The 16,564-nt window shown below is 45.0% G+C and carries 8 protein-coding genes and 1 pseudogene; 2 read left to right on the forward strand and 7 right to left on the reverse strand.

What is annotated here, in order from left to right:
• Window positions 1-331 precede the first annotated feature (331 nt).
• From G500_RS0101480 to G500_RS0101510, 6 genes are all read right to left on the reverse strand, one after another.
• Window positions 332-1,588, reverse strand: coding sequence for an efflux RND transporter periplasmic adaptor subunit (locus G500_RS0101480; RefSeq protein WP_161626059.1), 1,257 nt, complete (start codon window positions 1,586-1,588; stop codon window positions 332-334).
• A gap of 72 nt (window positions 1,589-1,660) precedes the next feature.
• On the reverse strand, window positions 1,661-6,085 hold the full coding sequence (locus tag G500_RS0101485; RefSeq protein WP_027001312.1) for a CusA/CzcA family heavy metal efflux RND transporter: 4,425 nt from the start codon (window positions 6,083-6,085) through the stop codon (window positions 1,661-1,663).
• A gap of 160 nt (window positions 6,086-6,245) precedes the next feature.
• A complete protein-coding gene (locus tag G500_RS0101490) occupies window positions 6,246-6,812 on the reverse strand; it encodes a hypothetical protein (RefSeq protein WP_027001313.1) in 567 nt (188 codons plus the stop codon).
• Between the two features lie 110 nt (window positions 6,813-6,922).
• Window positions 6,923-8,947 (reverse strand): SpoIIE family protein phosphatase, encoded by a 2,025-nt coding sequence (locus tag G500_RS0101495; protein WP_086047769.1) that lies wholly within the window; start codon window positions 8,945-8,947, stop codon window positions 6,923-6,925.
• Window positions 8,948-9,343: 396 nt separating this feature from the next.
• Window positions 9,344-12,466 (reverse strand): hypothetical protein, encoded by a 3,123-nt coding sequence (locus tag G500_RS0101505; RefSeq protein ID WP_154656972.1) that lies wholly within the window; start codon window positions 12,464-12,466, stop codon window positions 9,344-9,346.
• A 373-nt stretch (window positions 12,467-12,839) separates the two neighbouring features.
• Complete coding sequence (locus G500_RS0101510; protein WP_027001316.1) at window positions 12,840-13,280, reverse strand: hypothetical protein; 441 nt, start codon at window positions 13,278-13,280, stop codon at window positions 12,840-12,842.
• A gap of 183 nt (window positions 13,281-13,463) precedes the next feature.
• On the opposite strand from G500_RS0101510, the gene yidC reads away from it, so the two are divergent.
• Both yidC and purQ read left to right on the forward strand, forming a co-directional pair.
• Window positions 13,464-15,362 (forward strand): membrane protein insertase YidC, encoded by a 1,899-nt coding sequence (gene yidC, locus G500_RS0101515; RefSeq protein WP_027001317.1) that lies wholly within the window; start codon window positions 13,464-13,466, stop codon window positions 15,360-15,362.
• A 92-nt stretch (window positions 15,363-15,454) separates the two neighbouring features.
• Window positions 15,455-16,135: a phosphoribosylformylglycinamidine synthase subunit PurQ gene (gene purQ / locus G500_RS0101520; RefSeq protein ID WP_027001318.1), complete on the forward strand. Its 681-nt coding sequence runs from the start codon at window positions 15,455-15,457 to the stop codon at window positions 16,133-16,135.
• Window positions 16,136-16,328: 193 nt separating this feature from the next.
• On the opposite strand, the pseudogene G500_RS25915 reads toward purQ, so the two are convergent.
• A pseudogene (locus G500_RS25915) lies at window positions 16,329-16,564 on the reverse strand (ISAs1 family transposase); the annotation flags it as partial.

The following is a 16,564-nucleotide window of genomic DNA, read 5'->3' on the forward strand; positions in this document are numbered from 1 at the left end:
TTAATCTTTTTGGCATAAAATTGCCCCTAATAAGGGCGTTGTTACAATGGTCAGAAGGTCAAAAAACGGGTTTTTGTGCTTCGTACACGCCTGCTGAACCCCCACCCTGCCCTCCCCCCATAGGGGAGGGTTCGAAAACCAAATCATTTTTTTGCATTTATGCAAAAAAATGATATTGAAAATCAAAGCCCGCCCTATGGGGGCGGGCTTTGGGGTGGGGTGCATTTAAGACTTTTATCGTTGTAAAATTGCCCCTAATAAGGTCTTTTGTACCATTATTAGGGGTAATTTCATAAAGACCCCATTCAAACTATATCACCTTGTCATTTTATCATTCCTCCTTAGTGGCGGCACTTTGTAGGTAGAACGCGCCCTGCACAACCACAATCTCCTGCGTTTGCATTTTTTCGCGCCACGTTGGGGGCAGATTTTCCACCAAAGCCCAGCCGTCAGTTTCACCTTGCATAAGGAGCGGCACTTTTTCAAATTCATACCCTTCTTTTGTCTTTTGCTTCAAAACATAAACAAAAGACTGCACTTGTAGGCTACCTTTTTCTTCTATTTTTTCGGTTAGGATAGCCGCTTGTGGCAAGACTTCTGCCTGCGCCTCCACCGTTTGGATATGCACCTGCGCATACATGCCTGCCAAGAGTTTGAAGTGGCGAAATTGCGTTTTGGGAATTTCGGCATGCACCCGTACCGTCTTGGAGGCAGGCTCTACACTTTCGGCAATCGCATAAATTTTTGCTTGCGGCAGTGCCTCGTCGGGGGCTAAGGTCTGATTGGCAGGGGTAAAATGTACGGTCTGCCCCACTTTGAGGTGCGACAAATCCTTTTCATAGACCAAAATTTCTAAGTGCAGATGTTCCTGATTGAGGATTTCGAATAGTACCCGCTCCTGACCCACAAACTCGCCTAAGTTGGCTTTAATTTGATAGAGCGAACCGCTAAGAGGGGCAATGATAGGCACTTGCGACTGTATCGTTTGTGCCGTAAGTGTGTTCGGATTGAGGTTTAAAACTTGAAGCTGCGCTTTGAGTGCCTCATATTCGGCTAAGGCTGTTTGGTAAGCCGCCTGCGCCTGCTGATAGTTTTTTTCCGCTGTTGCATTTCCTTCTTTTAGCGTTTTTTGGCGTTCTAATTCACTTCTTTTTAGTTCGAGGTCTTCTTTTTTGGTAAGAAAATCGCGCTGCAAGAGCAAAAGTGAAGGCTCGGAGAGGTAGGCTAAAACCTGCCCTTTTTGCACCCTGTCGCCCTCATGAACGGGTATTTGTGTGATTTTTCCTGCCACCTGCGCACTGACAAAGGCGCGATTTTGGGGCGGCAGATGGAGCGTCCCTGTGGCTCTAATTTCCTGATTGACTTTTTGAGTCGTCAGTTTTCCCAATTTGATGCCTAAGGTTGCTACCTGTTCCTCTGTGAGAAGCAGTGCCGCCGCCTCTTCGGTTGTTTTATTTTGGGTAGGATTGGCTTGATTTTGCCCTTCGGTTGTTGTTTCGCTATCGGCACAACTGCCCAAAAGCAGAAGGAGGCTCGAAAAGAGGGCTACCAAAAGGTAGGGAAAATGGAAAGATGAAGTATTTTTCATATCGAGATAATTTCGTAAGGATAAAGAAAAAGAGAGAGGCAGGCTGAAAGGCAAATCCATAAGATGCAGTTATTATTCTAAAAAGAATAAAATTTCTGCTGTATTTTGATTGTATTTTAAAATCATATCCAAATACTGCATCTCTACCTGTAAGGCTTGCTTTCGCGCTTCGCCTACCAGCAAATAGTTGGTAGCTCCTGCGCGATACTGTTTTTCTGCCAAGTCTAATAGGTTTTGCGCCACTTTTCGCTGCGAACTTTCGAAGAGCGCGATATTTTTCTCCAAAGTCTGCCTTTTGAGAAGCAAGGCTTGATAGTTTTGCGTCAGAACTTGCTGCTGCCAACGTTGCGTTTCTGTGGCTGCCTGCCATTGTTGCCGTTTGCTCTCTGCGGCGGCACGATAAGGCGCAAGGAAAAGCGGAATAGAAATGCCTATTTGCAAGACATTATAGCTCGCCCTTACCTCGCCTTCAAACCCAATATTGAAAGCCCCTATCTGCAAATCGGGCAGCATTTTTTGCTTTTCTAATTTCCAAAGGCGTTCTTTCAGTTGGCTTTGTGTATGAAAGTAGGAAAGAAAGGCATTGCCTTTTATTTTGCTTGTATCGGCGGCGTTGGACAAAGGGAGCGGACTTTGTAGCCTCTGACGCAGATGAGGGGTAGGCAAAGGGAGTAGGAAGTTTTGTGCATTTGCCGCCCACTTATTGAGGGTTGTGATGAAATCGTTTCTTTCCGCTTCTAAAAGGAGGCGTTCCTGCACAATTTGCGCCCTTTGCAAGGCAAAAAGTTGGGTTTCGAGCGCGTCCGTTTCACCACTTTGCAGCCTTAGCGTCGCAATTTTTTCTAATTCCTGCAAAAGACTATCTTGTTTTTGTAGGAGTATGATTTTTTCGGCATTGTGCTGCCAAGCGGCATAGGCGAGGCGGAGTTCGCGTTTGGCTTCTACAATTTTAAGCTTTTTGAAGGCTTCAAGGCTTTGCGTTTGCGCTTGTAGGGCTTTTTTCTGTGCTGCAAAAAGGGTAGGAAAGGGCAAATTTTGGTTGATTTGCCAAAGCCTATCCGTCGGAAAGGCACTATTGATATGCCCATATTGGAGTGTAAAATCCGTTTTGGGCAGTAGAAAGGCTGTTTTTTCCTCCTTACGTGCGGCTTGGATTTGCAAATTTTCACCTTCCAACCAAAGTGCCTTTTCCATCTGTGCCGTTAGCCCATCGAGGTCGAGATAAAGGGTATCCTGTTTTTGTGTTTGGGCATGGAGTGGCGCATTTGCCAAATTTGCACCCGAAAATAGCAGCAAGCCCCAAAAAAGCACCGTTGTTAGCGGTTTTTGGGGTTTGATTTTGGCTATCTGTTCGGAAAAAGCATACGAAAACTGATAGAAAATGGGCAATAGGAAAAGCGTCAGAAAAGTCGCTGTTATCAAGCCGCCAATCACAACGGTAGCCAAAGGCTTTTGCACCTCTGCCCCTGCCGCCGTAGAAATTGCCATCGGCAGGAAGCCCAAAGCGGCAGTGGCTGCCGTCATCAAGACAGGGCGCAACCTATCAACACTGCCTTCCAAGACGCGCTCACGTAGGTTTTTGCCTTTCTTTTCCAAATGGTTGAAATGACCAATTAAGACGATACCATTCAGAACCGCTACCCCAAAAAGGGCGATAAAACCCACACCTGCCGAAATGCTAAAAGGCATATCGCGCAACCAAAGAGCCAAAATACCCCCTATCGCCGAAAGTGGGACTGCCGAAAAGATAAGCAGAGCCTGCCCCAAAGAGTGAAAGGTGAAGTATAGCAAGACAAAAATAAGCAGCAGGGCAAGCGGAACGGCTATCAGGAGGCGTTCTTTTGCCGCTTGCAAGTTTTCGAATTGCCCCCCATAACGAATTTCATAGCCCGTAGGCAATTTGAGCTGGGCATCTAAAAGCGTCGAAATTTCGCCTACCAAACTTTCCACGTCGCGGTTGCGCACATTTACGCCAATGGTAATGCGGCGGCGCGTGTTTTCGCGCGAAATGAGAGCTGCCGATTCTTCAAAGCCTATCTCTGCCAATTCGGAAAGCGGAAGTTGGATAACTGCCTGATTTTGAGCCTGACTCTGGGTCTGATTTGGCGTTTGGTTTTGAGGCAACGGCACATAAAGGTTTCGCACCTGCTCGATGTCGTTGCGGTATTGCTCATCGAAACGAACGACTAAATCAAACCTTTTTTCGCCTTCAAAGACCTGCCCCACTACTGCCCCTGCAAAGGCAGTTTCTAAGATGCGATTCAAATCTTGCAGCGTCAGACCGTACTGTGCCAACTGCTCGCGTTTGGGTCTGACCACAATTTGGGGCAAGCCTACGGTCTGCTCCACGCGCAAGTCGCCAATGCCCTGCACATTTTGGATAATGCGCTCGGCTTCTTTTGCCTTTTGGTGCAAAAGGTTGAGGTCTTCGCCATAGATTTTAATGGCGATGTCGGATTTTGCACCCGTAATAAGTTCATTGAAACGCAACTCGATAGGCTGTGTAAATTCGAAGTTGGCATGCGCTAAGACGGCTAACTTTTCTTTCATCTTTTCTACCAATACTTTCCTATCGCTTGCCGACACCCATTCAGACTTTGGCTTCAAGAGAATCGTCACGTCGGTATCCTCGATGGACATAGGGTCGGTCGGAATTTCGGCTGTGCCTATTTTAGCTACCACACTTTTTACTTCGGGGAAATTCGCTTTGAGAATCTTGGCGGCTTGGTCAGAAGTCTTGACACTCTCTTCCAAAGCCGCTCCTGCGGGCAGCACAATTTGCATTGCCAAATCGCCCTCTTCGAGGGTAGGGATAAATTCGCCCCCCATGCGTGCGAAAATCCAGAGGCTCAACCCAAAAAGAAAGGCAGTAAATCCTACCAAAAGCAGGCGAAGGGCTAAGGCTTTTTCCAAAATCGGGCGGTAGAGATTTTGTAATTTCAAGACCAATTTATCGGAAAATGTAGCCTTTTCACTTACCGTTTTAGATAAAATCCACGCCGACATCATCGGGACATAAGTAAGCGAAAGGATAAATGCGCCCAAGATGGCAAAAATGACCGTCTGCGCCATAGGTTGGAACATCTTGCCCTCTATTCCTACCAAAGTTAGGATAGGCAAATAGACCATCAGGATAATAATTTCGCCAAAAGCCGCCGAACTGCGGATTTGCACCGAAGAGCTAAAAACGGCATTGTCCATTTGTTTTTGGTCTAATTTTTTCCCTGCAAAATGTTGGTGTAGATGATGCACCATATTTTCAACAATAATCACCGAGCCATCGACAATCAGACCAAAATCTATCGCACCCAAACTCATCAAATTTGCCGACACGCCAAAAAGGTGCATCATAGAAAGGGCAAAAAGCATAGAAAGCGGAATCACCGAAGCGACGACAAAGCCTGCCCGTAGGTTGCCCAAAAGCAAGACCAAGACAAAAATCACTATCAAGCCCCCTTCGATAAGGTTCTGACTCACCGTATTGATGGCTTTCGAAATCAAATCGGAGCGCACCAAGTAAGGCTGAATTTCTAAGCCTTCGGGTAGCGTTTTTTGTATCTTCGCCACGCGCTGTTTTACCCTTTCTACCACCTGATACGAATTTTCGCCCTTTCGCATCAAAACAATGCCACCTACGGCTTCGCCTTTTCCGTCTTGGGTCATTGCGCCTAAGCGCGGGGCAGCCCCAAACTTGACTTCGGCAATATCGCCTATCAAGATGGGTTTGTCGCCAATTTTGGTCAGCAGGGTTTGTCTGATTTGGTCTAAATTTTCATATAGCCCTTCGCCTCGCACATAGTAGCGGCGTTGGTTTTTTTCTATATAACCGCCTCCTGCATTTTGGTTTTCTTTGGCAAGGGCATCATATAAGTCGTTGATAGTCAGGTCTAAATTGCGCAGTTTTTCGGGCGAAACACTAATTTCGTACTGTTTGAGGTAGCCCCCAAAAGAGCTAATTTCTACCACGCCCTCAATGCCTGCCATCTGCCTTTTGATGAGCCAATCTTGAATGGTGCGCAAATCGGTAGGGGAGTAACGGTTTTCATAGCCCTCTTTGGGCGTGAGCGTGTATTGGTATATTTCGCCCAAACCTGTTGTAATGGGCATCAATTCGGGGGGCGAAATGTAGGCAGGAATGTTGGTTTCAGCAATTTTAAGCTGCTCGGAAATAAGCTGCCTTGCTTGCAAAATAGGCACGCTTTCTTTGAAAACCACCGTAACGATAGAGAGTCCGAACTTGGAAATGGAGCGAATTTCGGTTACGTTGGGTACGTTTGCCACTGCCATTTCTATGGGTTGTGTTACGAATCGCTCCATCTCCTGCGGCGTAAGGGCAGGCGAGAGCGTAACAATTTGCACCTGATTGTTGGTAATGTCGGGAACGGCATCTAAGGGTAATTGAAAAGCCGCATAGAGTCCGAAGCCAATCCATACCAAAGTTAAGATGCTGATAATGAGCTTATTGCGGATAGAAAATCCGATAAGATTGTCGAGCATGATAGGAAAGTAAAGGGGAGTGAGGAATTGGAATTGTTCCCGCTTTTTTCTTGAATTGAAAAGCGTTTTGATGCGTCAGGAACTTTTTATGTTTGTATAAAAATTTCCTGCCTGCCAGACTTTTTAGAAAATAGGGAACTGATAGCTTTTGGATTTGACCTTAAAAAATGCAGGGTGGCGCACGTCCAATCCAAATGTTTTTCCCCAAATGCTCTTGCAGGGAAAAGAAGTAGGCTTTCGAAGTGGAAAGCGTAAATTGTGAAAATCGAGACGAAAAATATCTTGCTAAAATAGTTTTAAAAAAAGACTTATTTTTTGAAAAAAGCGTCCCATCTGCTACCTTTCCTATCCAACTCCAATAGGATTTTTGTAGGGCAAGGCGTTGCTGGTAGTTTTGTATATAAAATAATTTTGCCTTGTTTTGGGTTGCCTTTTGCTTTTTTTGTTTGGAAAGTTCTGTTTCTTTTTGGTATTTTTCTGTTACAAAATGGCTTAGGTGTTCTGTTCCTAAATCTAAGGTCAGGACGTTGAGCCACATTTCAAAGCCAACGCCAAAATAAGTGGCGGTTGCTTTCTTCCAAACCAACTCTCTATTGCTTTCCGCTCTTGCATGTGAGTGGGCAGTGAGCGAATGAGCCATTAAAAATGTCAGGGCTAAGGCAATCGCAGTCCAAGCGGCTCTGAAAAAAGCCGTCTGAAAAGGGCGATATAAAAGTGGCTTAGACATAAGGAAAAGAAAATGGCGTATGCTTTATTTTACGCAAAGATAGCGAGTAGCGTTTTGAAAAAATAGGGAAAACGCATTTTTTGCACAATTTGGAACAAATCTAAAAAAAATTAAACTTTGAAACCCAACACAACAATATCGTCGGTTTGCTTGCGTCCGTCTTTCCAATTTTCTAATTCTTGTGCCAAAAGTTCGCGCTGTTTTTCCATCGGTTTTTGATGGATTTTATAGAGTAGATTTTTAAACCTTTTAGAGGAATAAACTCTGCCGTCTTCGCCCCCAAATTGGTCTTTGTAACCGTCTGAAAAAAGGTAGATGACATCGTTTTCTTGCAGGTAGAATTGATGAACCTGCAAATTTAGCTCCCCGATTGTGTTTTTCTTGCGCTGGATAGCCGTAACGCCGCCCAAAGAAGCCCTATCGCCTTTACATTCTATAAACTGCCCTTCGCGGAATAGGTAGAGCGGTCTGCCTGCGCCTGCATAAAAGAGCTGCTTGGTCTTCAAATTGATGGTACAAAGGGAAAGTTCCATACCGTCGCGGCTATTTTCTACCTGACTGTCTTGGTGGAGCATCTTGCGGATGTCGTCGTTGATTTCCTTTAAAATTTCCATCGGGTCGGTGATGGAAGCCAAAGAAACAATGGTGGTGAGCAAATTATTGCCAAGCATAGACATAAAGCCCCCCGGCACGCCATGCCCTGTGCAATCGCCTACGGCAATGACCAAATATTTTTCGTTTTCCTTTTCTACCTCATCAAACCAATAAAAATCGCCACTTACGATGTCGCGCGGTTTGTATAGGACGAAAGATTTGGGGAAGTATTGGTTAAAAATTTCATGGTCGGGCAAAGTAGAACGTTGGATACGCTCGGCATAGTTGATGCTGGCGGTGATGGCTTTGTTCTGCTTTTCAATTTCATTGAAGGCTTCATTGAGGGCAGAGTTTTGCATCTCGATTTGGTCGCGCTGCAATTCTATCTCTATTTTTTGCTCATTGATTTGCGCATATTTGGTTTCTATGCGCTCATTGATGGCGTTTAGTTCGGCATTGGCATCTTCTTGCTCCTTGATTTTGAGTTTGATAGTGGCTGCCATCTTACTAAAACTTTCGGCTAATTTGCCAATTTCATCAGAGCCTCTGTATTTGAGATGGGCATCTAAATCGCCTTTTGCCATCTGCTGGGCAACATTGGTTAGGCTTACAATGGGCTTTACGAAAAAACGTGCTATGAGCAAAGCAAGCACAACCGAAAGCAAAATAACGGGGATAAGTGTAAGCAAGACCTGAAAACGCAATTCATAGACGGGCTTGTAGGCAACCTCGCGCGGCACAGCGATAATCATAGCCCAATCGCTGCCTGCATAACTGCTATATCCTGTTTCTTTGGTATAAAAATAAAGTTTGTCGTCAAATTCGTGATAATGTTCGTCGGTTTCTTTGAAGTATTTTAGCACTTCTGCTTGGTCGTATTTCTGGGTCAGTAGCCCTTCGGGATTGTGGTTGGAATAGAGCAAAAAGCCATCTCTATCTATCAGGTCGACGTTTTTTACCTGCATGAGCGAATCCTGCACCAAAATCTCCTCTATAATTTCGTGCATCTTATTGACATCTACGCGCGAAACAATAACGCCTAAGCGTTCGCCGTAGTCATTGCGCACTACTGAGGCAAAGTGAAAGACTACTTTTTGGAGCGATTCGGAGCGGTCGATGTCCATGACGACTTCATGGTCGCCGTCTATTTTTTTCCAATAACCCTCTAAGGCGTGTGTTTCGCCTACTTTGTTGTTTTCCGAATCGGCGACGCGCAGACGGTTGTTATCAAAAAAGGAAATAGATTCGTAAAGCGGATTTTTAAGTTTTAATTCTTTAAGGCGGTCTGCTACAACGGCGGTATCGATTTTATCTTCGCGCGTTAGGATAGGGTCTTGGGCAAGTTGTTTTATATCTATCAGCCTTTCGAAGATAAAGCGGTCGATGCTACTCACAGCAAAAGAAGACTGTCTTTCTAAACGGACAGCGATTTGCGTTTCGAGCGTCTGACGGCTTTCTTCATTAACAAAATAGTATAGCGACCCACTGGCAAATAATACCATGAAAAGGCACAGCAATACTAATTTGAGATAGATATTCATATTAAAACCGAAATAAAAGAAACCTTACATGGTAAAGTAGGCAGAAGACCCTGCTTAGGGTTGTTTTCAATAGGCAAAGATAGCGTTTTTTTGTTTTTTTTAGCAATTCAAAGAGCTGAATTTTATTTTTTTGCCCTTTCGGACTAAAAAATAAAAGGCGTAGAGAGATGCTACTGCTGCTCCAATTTTATGAGATTTTACAAAAAAACTTGTGTTTTTGAGTTTTATGCGAAATAAAATTTGGTTTGAGTTTGATTTCAGGTCTGAAAACCTTGTTTTATTTCAATTTCGCTTCCGATAAGGCACGCATACGGACAAGGCACTACCTTGTCCGTACAAAAGGCGATAATTTTTAGAACCTAATCTAATTGAATTAGGCAGTCTTGCCTCAAAACCTTACATAGAGTCGAAGCTAATTTCGGCGAAAATAGGGGCAGTTTCGTTTCCGATACTGTCTTTAAACTTGACATAGACGCGCTTATAGCCGGGCGTGGTAGAATCCAAGACCCAATCTGCCTGTCCTTTGTATTCTTCCCATACTGCGCCTTCGAATTTGAAGGAATTGGAAATCATCATAAAGTCGGCTTGTTTGGCATTGAGGGTGAGCTTGACATGCGTGTCTTTGGTGCGTGGCATGCCGCCATTGATTTTGACCAAACCGGGGATAGGCGGGTCGGTGTCTAATAAGATTTGTGAGCTGGTCGCGAAGGATTCGTTTCCTGCCTCATCTCTGAACTTGACATAGATGCTTTTGTAGCCGTCTGCGCCTGTGAGTGTCCAATCTAAGACGGCTTCGCCGCCTTTGTAGGGCTGCCAACGCGAGGGGGGGCTAAAATGGCGTGTGTTGCTGATAATCATTTCGGAGGCTTCTTGTGCGGTAATGGCTATCTTGACCTGCCTTTTATTGGTGTGCGGCTCGCCTGCATTGATGACAATTTCTTCGTCGTAGGGAGGCTGGCGGTCTAAAATAATCTTGGCGGCGATAGGTTTGGTGAAGTTGCCGATTTTGTCGCCAAATTGTACCCAAACGGTTTTTTCGCCATCTTCTTCGCTGGGCAGATAGTATTGTAGGTATTCGCGGAAAGGCTGCCATTTGGCACTGTCTAATTTTTCGCTATTGCCTACGCGCATTTCGGCAGCACCTTTGGCGCGGAATTGTAGGGTTACTTTGCCATCTATTTGGGTGGTGTATTTCGCCCCTTTGTTGATAGAAATAGTGCCTTCGGTAGGGGCAGTGCGGTCTAAGCCGATTTTGTCAAAGATAATTTCCGACACATTTCCTGCTCTGTCGCGGTAGCGTGCGAAGATAAATTTTACGCCATCTTCACCCTGCAAAACAAACTTGCGCGAGGGCTGGAAAGGCTCCCACTTGGCATCAGGGAAATCGATGCGATTGGAAAGCATCATCTCATGTGCGCCCTGTGCGTTGAGGCTTAGGGTTACTTCTTGGAAATTTGTACCGTTGTCGCCATCATTGATTTTGACTGTTCCTGCAATAGGCGGCGTGCGTTTGAGCATGATTTTCGCCATGACAGGTTCGGTTTCGTTTCCTGCTTCATCGCGAAATTTCACATGGACTTCTTTCATGCCGTCATCACCGGGCAAGATGTAGTTTATATTTTTACCATCAATATAATTAAACCAACGCGAATTAGAAAAATCGCTGCTGCTTGAAATAATCATCTGCGTTGCCTCTTGTGCCGAAGTTTGTAAGATGACGTATTTATTGGGGTGGTTGGTGATGGTATCGCCCCTATTGATGAGCAAATCTACATCATAAGGCGGCTTTCGGTCTAAAATAATTTCAGCGGTTACGGATTGGCTTTCGTTGCCTGATTCATCGCGGTAGCGGACGGCAACTTTCTTCAAACCTTCTACCGAAGGCTTATCGAGCTGCCAAGTAACGGGCTGTTCGGTCATTTTTTCCCACTTCGCGCCCTCAAAATTGTCAGAATTAGAGGCTGCATATAGGCTTGCCCCTCGCGCAAAGAGGAAGAGTTCGACCTTTCCTTCGGGGTGGTTGGTGTATTTTGCCATCTTATTGATAGCCAATCGCGTGTCGATGGGTGGTTCTAAGTCTAAGACCACTTTTGCCGAAATGGGCGCGGTGATATTACCTGCTTTGTCGCGAAATTTGACAAAGACCTGTTTATCGCCAGAGCCGCTGCTCAACTTCCAATTTTCTACCTTATCGCGGTAGATTTCCCACTTGCCTTCGAAAAAGTTGCCTGCATTGCTAATCATCATATAGCGGGCTTCGTCTGCATTGAGTTTTAAATCTACTAAGCCTTCTTTGTTGCCTGTATAGCCCTCTTTTCCTTCTTTGGTCAGGATTGCGATTTGTGGATTGCTGGGTGCTTGTTGGTCTAAAATGATGTCGTCGGTGATGACTTCGGTTTCGTTTCCTGCCCTATCTCTAAATTTCACATAAATCGTTTTAGTGCCGTCGCTAACGTCGAGAAAACTCCACGCAGGAAGCTGATAGGTATAGGCACGCCAATCGGCATCGCGTAGGTCGGGCTGATTGCTGACCTTGATTTCGAAGGCTTCGATGGCTGCCAAACGGACATTGACGCGGTGGCTTTTGGTATATTTATTACCTCCATTGATGACTACCTTCGGATTTTGTGGAGCTTGTCTATCCAAACGGATACGCCCATAGGAGGGCTTCGACTGATTGCCCATTTTATCTTTAAACTTAACGACAATTACATGGTCTTTGTCTTCGTCGGGCAGGGTATAATTTACTTCATTGGTGTAGGGTATCCATTCAGATTCGCCCATGATGGCGATTTCGGCTGCACCTTCGGCGTGAAATTGTAGTTTTACCTCTCTTTGTGTGGTAAAAAGTGCGCCGCCATTGATTTTAAAACCCGTCTGCTGTGGTGGCGTTTTATCTACGATAATGGTATCGCTTACGATTTCGGAAAGATTGCCCGCCAAGTCTTTAAATTGTGCATAGACATAGCGCGTACCTTCGCCCCCTGCCAAATACCAATCTGAAATTTGATTGCGGAAAGGATACCAACGTGCATTGAGGAAGTCGCCGCGATTGCTGATGCGCATTTGCTGGACATCTTCTGCCCCTAATTCGATGAATACTTTTCTATCGGGCGCATTGGTATATTCCGCCCCCCCTGCGATTGTAACAAAACAGTTGGTGGGCGGCTGTGTATCGAGTTCGATTTGTGCTATCGCCGTTTCGGAAATGATGCTGCCCGAAGCATCGCGAAATTGGGCGAAGATGGTCTTGATGCCGTCTTCGGAAGGGTCTATGCGCCAGTTGATTTGTGTTTCGTAGGGCTTCCAAACTGCCCCAATAAAGCTACCGTTGTTGGAGATACGCATTTGGGCTGCGCCCTTGGCAAAGATTTTGAGAACCACACGCCCCTCCTTGTCATTTGTGATGCTACTGCCATTATTGATGGCAACAATTCCCTGCAAGACCTGAGCCTGTATCCTACTCGAAGCCAAAAAGCAGCCAAGAGAAACGAACAAAAGTAGAAGCAGTCTTTTCATATAGATAGTGAGGATATAAAATGGGCGTATGGGCAATTAGAATAAACGAACAAAAACGGAAAAACACTTCTTTTTCGCAAGAAGGCAACAAGAAGCTACTCCCTCTGAGGCTACAAAGATAAGAGAAGCGTAACACTTTTTTCTAAGTATGCCTTTTTAAGGTGCAAACAAGATACAAAAAAAAGAAAAAACCACGCCTCTATAACGCCTAAATGGGCTATTTTATTTGCCTTAAAGGAAAGTCTGTCTGCATTTCGCTTTTCTTTTGTGGCTATCAGCGCAAATACAAAACCACTTTACGCCTTTTTCCGACCAAAGGGGCTGCTTTTCAGACCAAAGCCCTCTTGCTGCCGTTAAGTTATCTGGCTGCGCCCTATTCGGGAGTAGCTCGCATCTGCATAAGCCAAACTTTTGCCGCTTCTTCGCTTTGGAAAAAGCGCACGTCTATTTCCCCTTCATAGAGGCGATTTTTTCCTAAGTCCCACGCATAGTCTTGCAAGATGAGCTGCGCAAAAAACGCCTCTGCTGGCAATATTGCCAAATAGCGTCCCCCTGCCTGATACATTTGCGGATTCCAAACCTCGCGCCAATAGGTTGAAATGTCGGCGGGAATGGTAGAAAGTTGGCGCGTGTCGGCAAAAAAGTGAGCAAGAGTGGGCAAAAAAACGCGATGCTTTTGTAGCTGTTCCACTATTGCCTCGCAGAAAGACACAACGGTAGGTAGGTTTAATACCTCCTGCCAAATAATATGAAAACAAGGGACTTTTATATCAAAAAGCAAACTACCGCAATGGCTTTCGTATATTTTTTCCATGAACAGATTTGAAAAAGGGAGGGCAAGATACGAAAATTAAGCCCAAGTATATCCAAGCTATATTCAAACTATATCCAAGCCTGCCACTAAGCCAAAGGATAGGAGGCGAAAAAAAGCCTTTTGACCCCTACTTTTAGAGATTTTCTTTGTACTTTTGCGCTTTAAAATCTCTCGCAATACGCAATGGAAAAAAATCAAGTTGTAGGACTTGTCGTCCTAACCGCCATGTTGGTCTTTTATATGCTTTTCCTAAGCCCACAGCCCAATGAGGAAAAGACCCAACAAACGCAGCCTATCTCGGCTGATAGCCTAACACAAAAGGCAGACTTGCCGCAGCAAGAAATTAGCCAAGTCGAAAAACTTTTGCAGACCCTTTCGGACTCTGCCCTTAGCGCACAATTAGGCGATTGGGCGGCAGGTATCAAAGGCGAAGAAAAACTTTTTACGATTGAAAATCAAGACCTAAGCCTTACTTTTTCTAACAAAGGCGGCAAGATAAAATCCGCAACCTTGAAGCAATACAAAGATTATTTGGGCAACGAACTGCTCCTCTTTGATGCACAAAGTAGCCGCTTTCAGTGGTCGCTGCCCTTGAAAAAAGAGGGCTTGCCCTTAGAGAGCCGCTTTTTTGAAGCCCAAGTGTCGGACGATAAGAAAAGCATTACTTTTTCCTTGCTTTTGGGAGGCAAAGCCATCAGCCAAACTTTTAGCATAGATGAAAAAGGCTATCAGGTGAGCTACCAAGCCGATTTTGATGCCATTCAAGACCAAATCGCGACTCCTGCCCTTGCCCTCGATTGGCAGTACAACCTACGCCGCTTAGAAAAAGATTTAGACCAGAGCCGCCGCCAATCTACCGTCAATTTTTACACGAATGAAGGCGATTTCGACCAGCTCCCCGAAGCCTCTACTTCAAAAGAAGAAGAACAGGTAGAAGGCAAAATTAAATGGTTTGCGCTCAAACAACGCTTCTTCAATGCCGCCCTTATTGCAGAAACGGGCATGGAAAAAGCCGCCTTTACCTCCTCGGTAGAAACTGATAACCAGCAAGTTGAGAAAAGTTTTACCGCAAAGGTAAGTCTTCCCTTAGCCGCTTTAAAGCCCGAAGCAAAGACGCGCTTTTATTTCGGACCCAACGACTATTTAGTTTGTCAGCAGGTAAGTGAAGGTTTTGAAAACAATGTCTATTTGGGTTGGAAGGTACTTTCGCCTATCAGTTACGTAATTTTGCACCTCTTTAATTTCCTTGCAAACTACATCAGCAATTACGGGGTCATTATTATCGTGATGGTTTTGCTTATCAAACTTTTGCTTTCGCCGCTCACCTACAAAGCCTACCTCTCGCAGGCGCGTATGAAAGTGGTGCAGCCTGAATTGAACGCCATTCGCGAAAAGTATCCCGATGATATGAGCAAACAATCGCAGGAACAGATGAAACTTTATGGTGAATTGGGAGTCAATCCTTTAAGCGGTTGTATCCCAATGCTGCTGCAAATGCCTATCTTTCTCTCGCTCTTTACCTTTTTCCCCAGTATCATACAGCTAAGAGGAGCAAATTTTCTTTGGTCTGCCGACCTTTCGACGTATGACTCTATCCTCGATTTGCCCTTTTCTATCCCCTTCTATGGCGCACACATCAGCCTTTTTACCGTCCTTATGACGGCTTCACAGATTGCAGTTACGGCTTTTGGCGGACAGACCCCTACCACGCCTGCTAATAGCCCTATCAATATGAAGTTTATGATTTACGGCTTGCCTGTTATTTTTATGTTTGTCTTGAATAGCTTTCCTTCGGGTCTGACGCTTTATTATTTGGTTTCAAACCTTATTACGATAAGCCAAAACGTCTTGATTAGGAAGTTTTTTGTCAATGAGGAAAAAATAAAAGCCATTTTAGACAAACGCCGCCAAGAGTCGGCTACGGGCAGTGCCAAGAAATCGAAGTTCCGTCAGCGTTTGGATGATGCCTTGCGCAATATGCAAGATGCCGCACAAGAGGCACAAAGCCAAAACCAGACAAAGCGTCAGGCGCAGGATAGCAAAAAAGCAGATAAAAATTCCGACAAAAACAAGAAAAAGTAGCCCTTTTGCCCATCTTCTTTTAGCGAATAGGCGCGAAAAGAAGGTGGGTTCTTTTCTTATTTCCCTTCTCTTTCCCTAACTTCTCTCTTTCCATGAAATTTGGCGTTGTCGTATTCCCAGGCTCTAATTGCGACCAAGATATGGTTGATGCGCTTTCACAGGCTTTGGGCGCACCTACTATCAAACTTTGGCACAAAGACCACGACTTACAAGGTTGTGATTTTATCGTCCTGCCCGGTGGCTTTTCCTATGGCGATTACTTGCGTTCAGGTGCGATAGCACGCTTTTCGCCAATTATGGAAGAAGTCGTCAGGCATGCCCAGCGCGGCGGCTATGTTATGGGCATCTGTAATGGGTTTCAAATCCTGACCGAAGCAGGGCTTTTAGAAGGCGGCTTGTTGCGCAATCTGAACCAAAAATTCACCTGCAAAAATGTCTTTATCAGACCCAAGACACAAAAAAGCCTCCTTACGCAGAGCCTCGATACCACAAAAGCCTATAAAATCCCGATTGCGCACGCCGAAGGGCGATTTTTCGCACCCGCCCCGATTTTAGAAAGCCTACAAGAGAACGACCAAATTCTCTTTCAGTATTGTGATAGCCAAGCCAATCTTAGCCAAGAGGCAAACCCCAACGGCTCGCTCGACCACATTGCAGGCATTTGCAACAAAGGGCGCAACGTCTTTGGTATGATGCCACACCCTGAACGCGCCGCCGACGGGCTGCTTTCAAATCTCGATGGCAAGATGATTTTGGAATCTATCCTCCAATAAAAGCACAAGGATTTTATTAAGGACTTTATTTTGGTAGCGATACCAAAACCCCATTTAAAAGCCCTTTGAAGGGCAATTAAATGGGGTTTTCTGTTGTGATTTTCTGTTTGGATTTTCTGTCTTTTAGGCTAAAAAGTAGAAAATCTTTCGCCTTCGTTTTTTGCCTTAGTCTTTAGGGCTTCCGCACCAAAAGTTAGTTTTTAAGGATTGTCTGGAGATATGCTAAATTTCGTGCGGCTTTTTTTCTTTTTCTTTTGATGCTCATTTTATCAGGGTCTTTCTTGAGCAGAAATAACGCCCATTTGCGAATAATATGCAGATTGACGATTGCATTTTCGCGCTTGATTGCAGCGGTGTCTTCGCCAAAGGTAACATCTAACTGCCAATGGAGTTGATTTTCAATGCTCCAATGCTGGCGCGTATACTTGT

The sequence above is a fragment of the Hugenholtzia roseola DSM 9546 genome, from assembly GCF_000422585.1.
Taxonomy (GTDB): domain Bacteria; phylum Bacteroidota; class Bacteroidia; order Cytophagales; family Bernardetiaceae; genus Hugenholtzia; species Hugenholtzia roseola.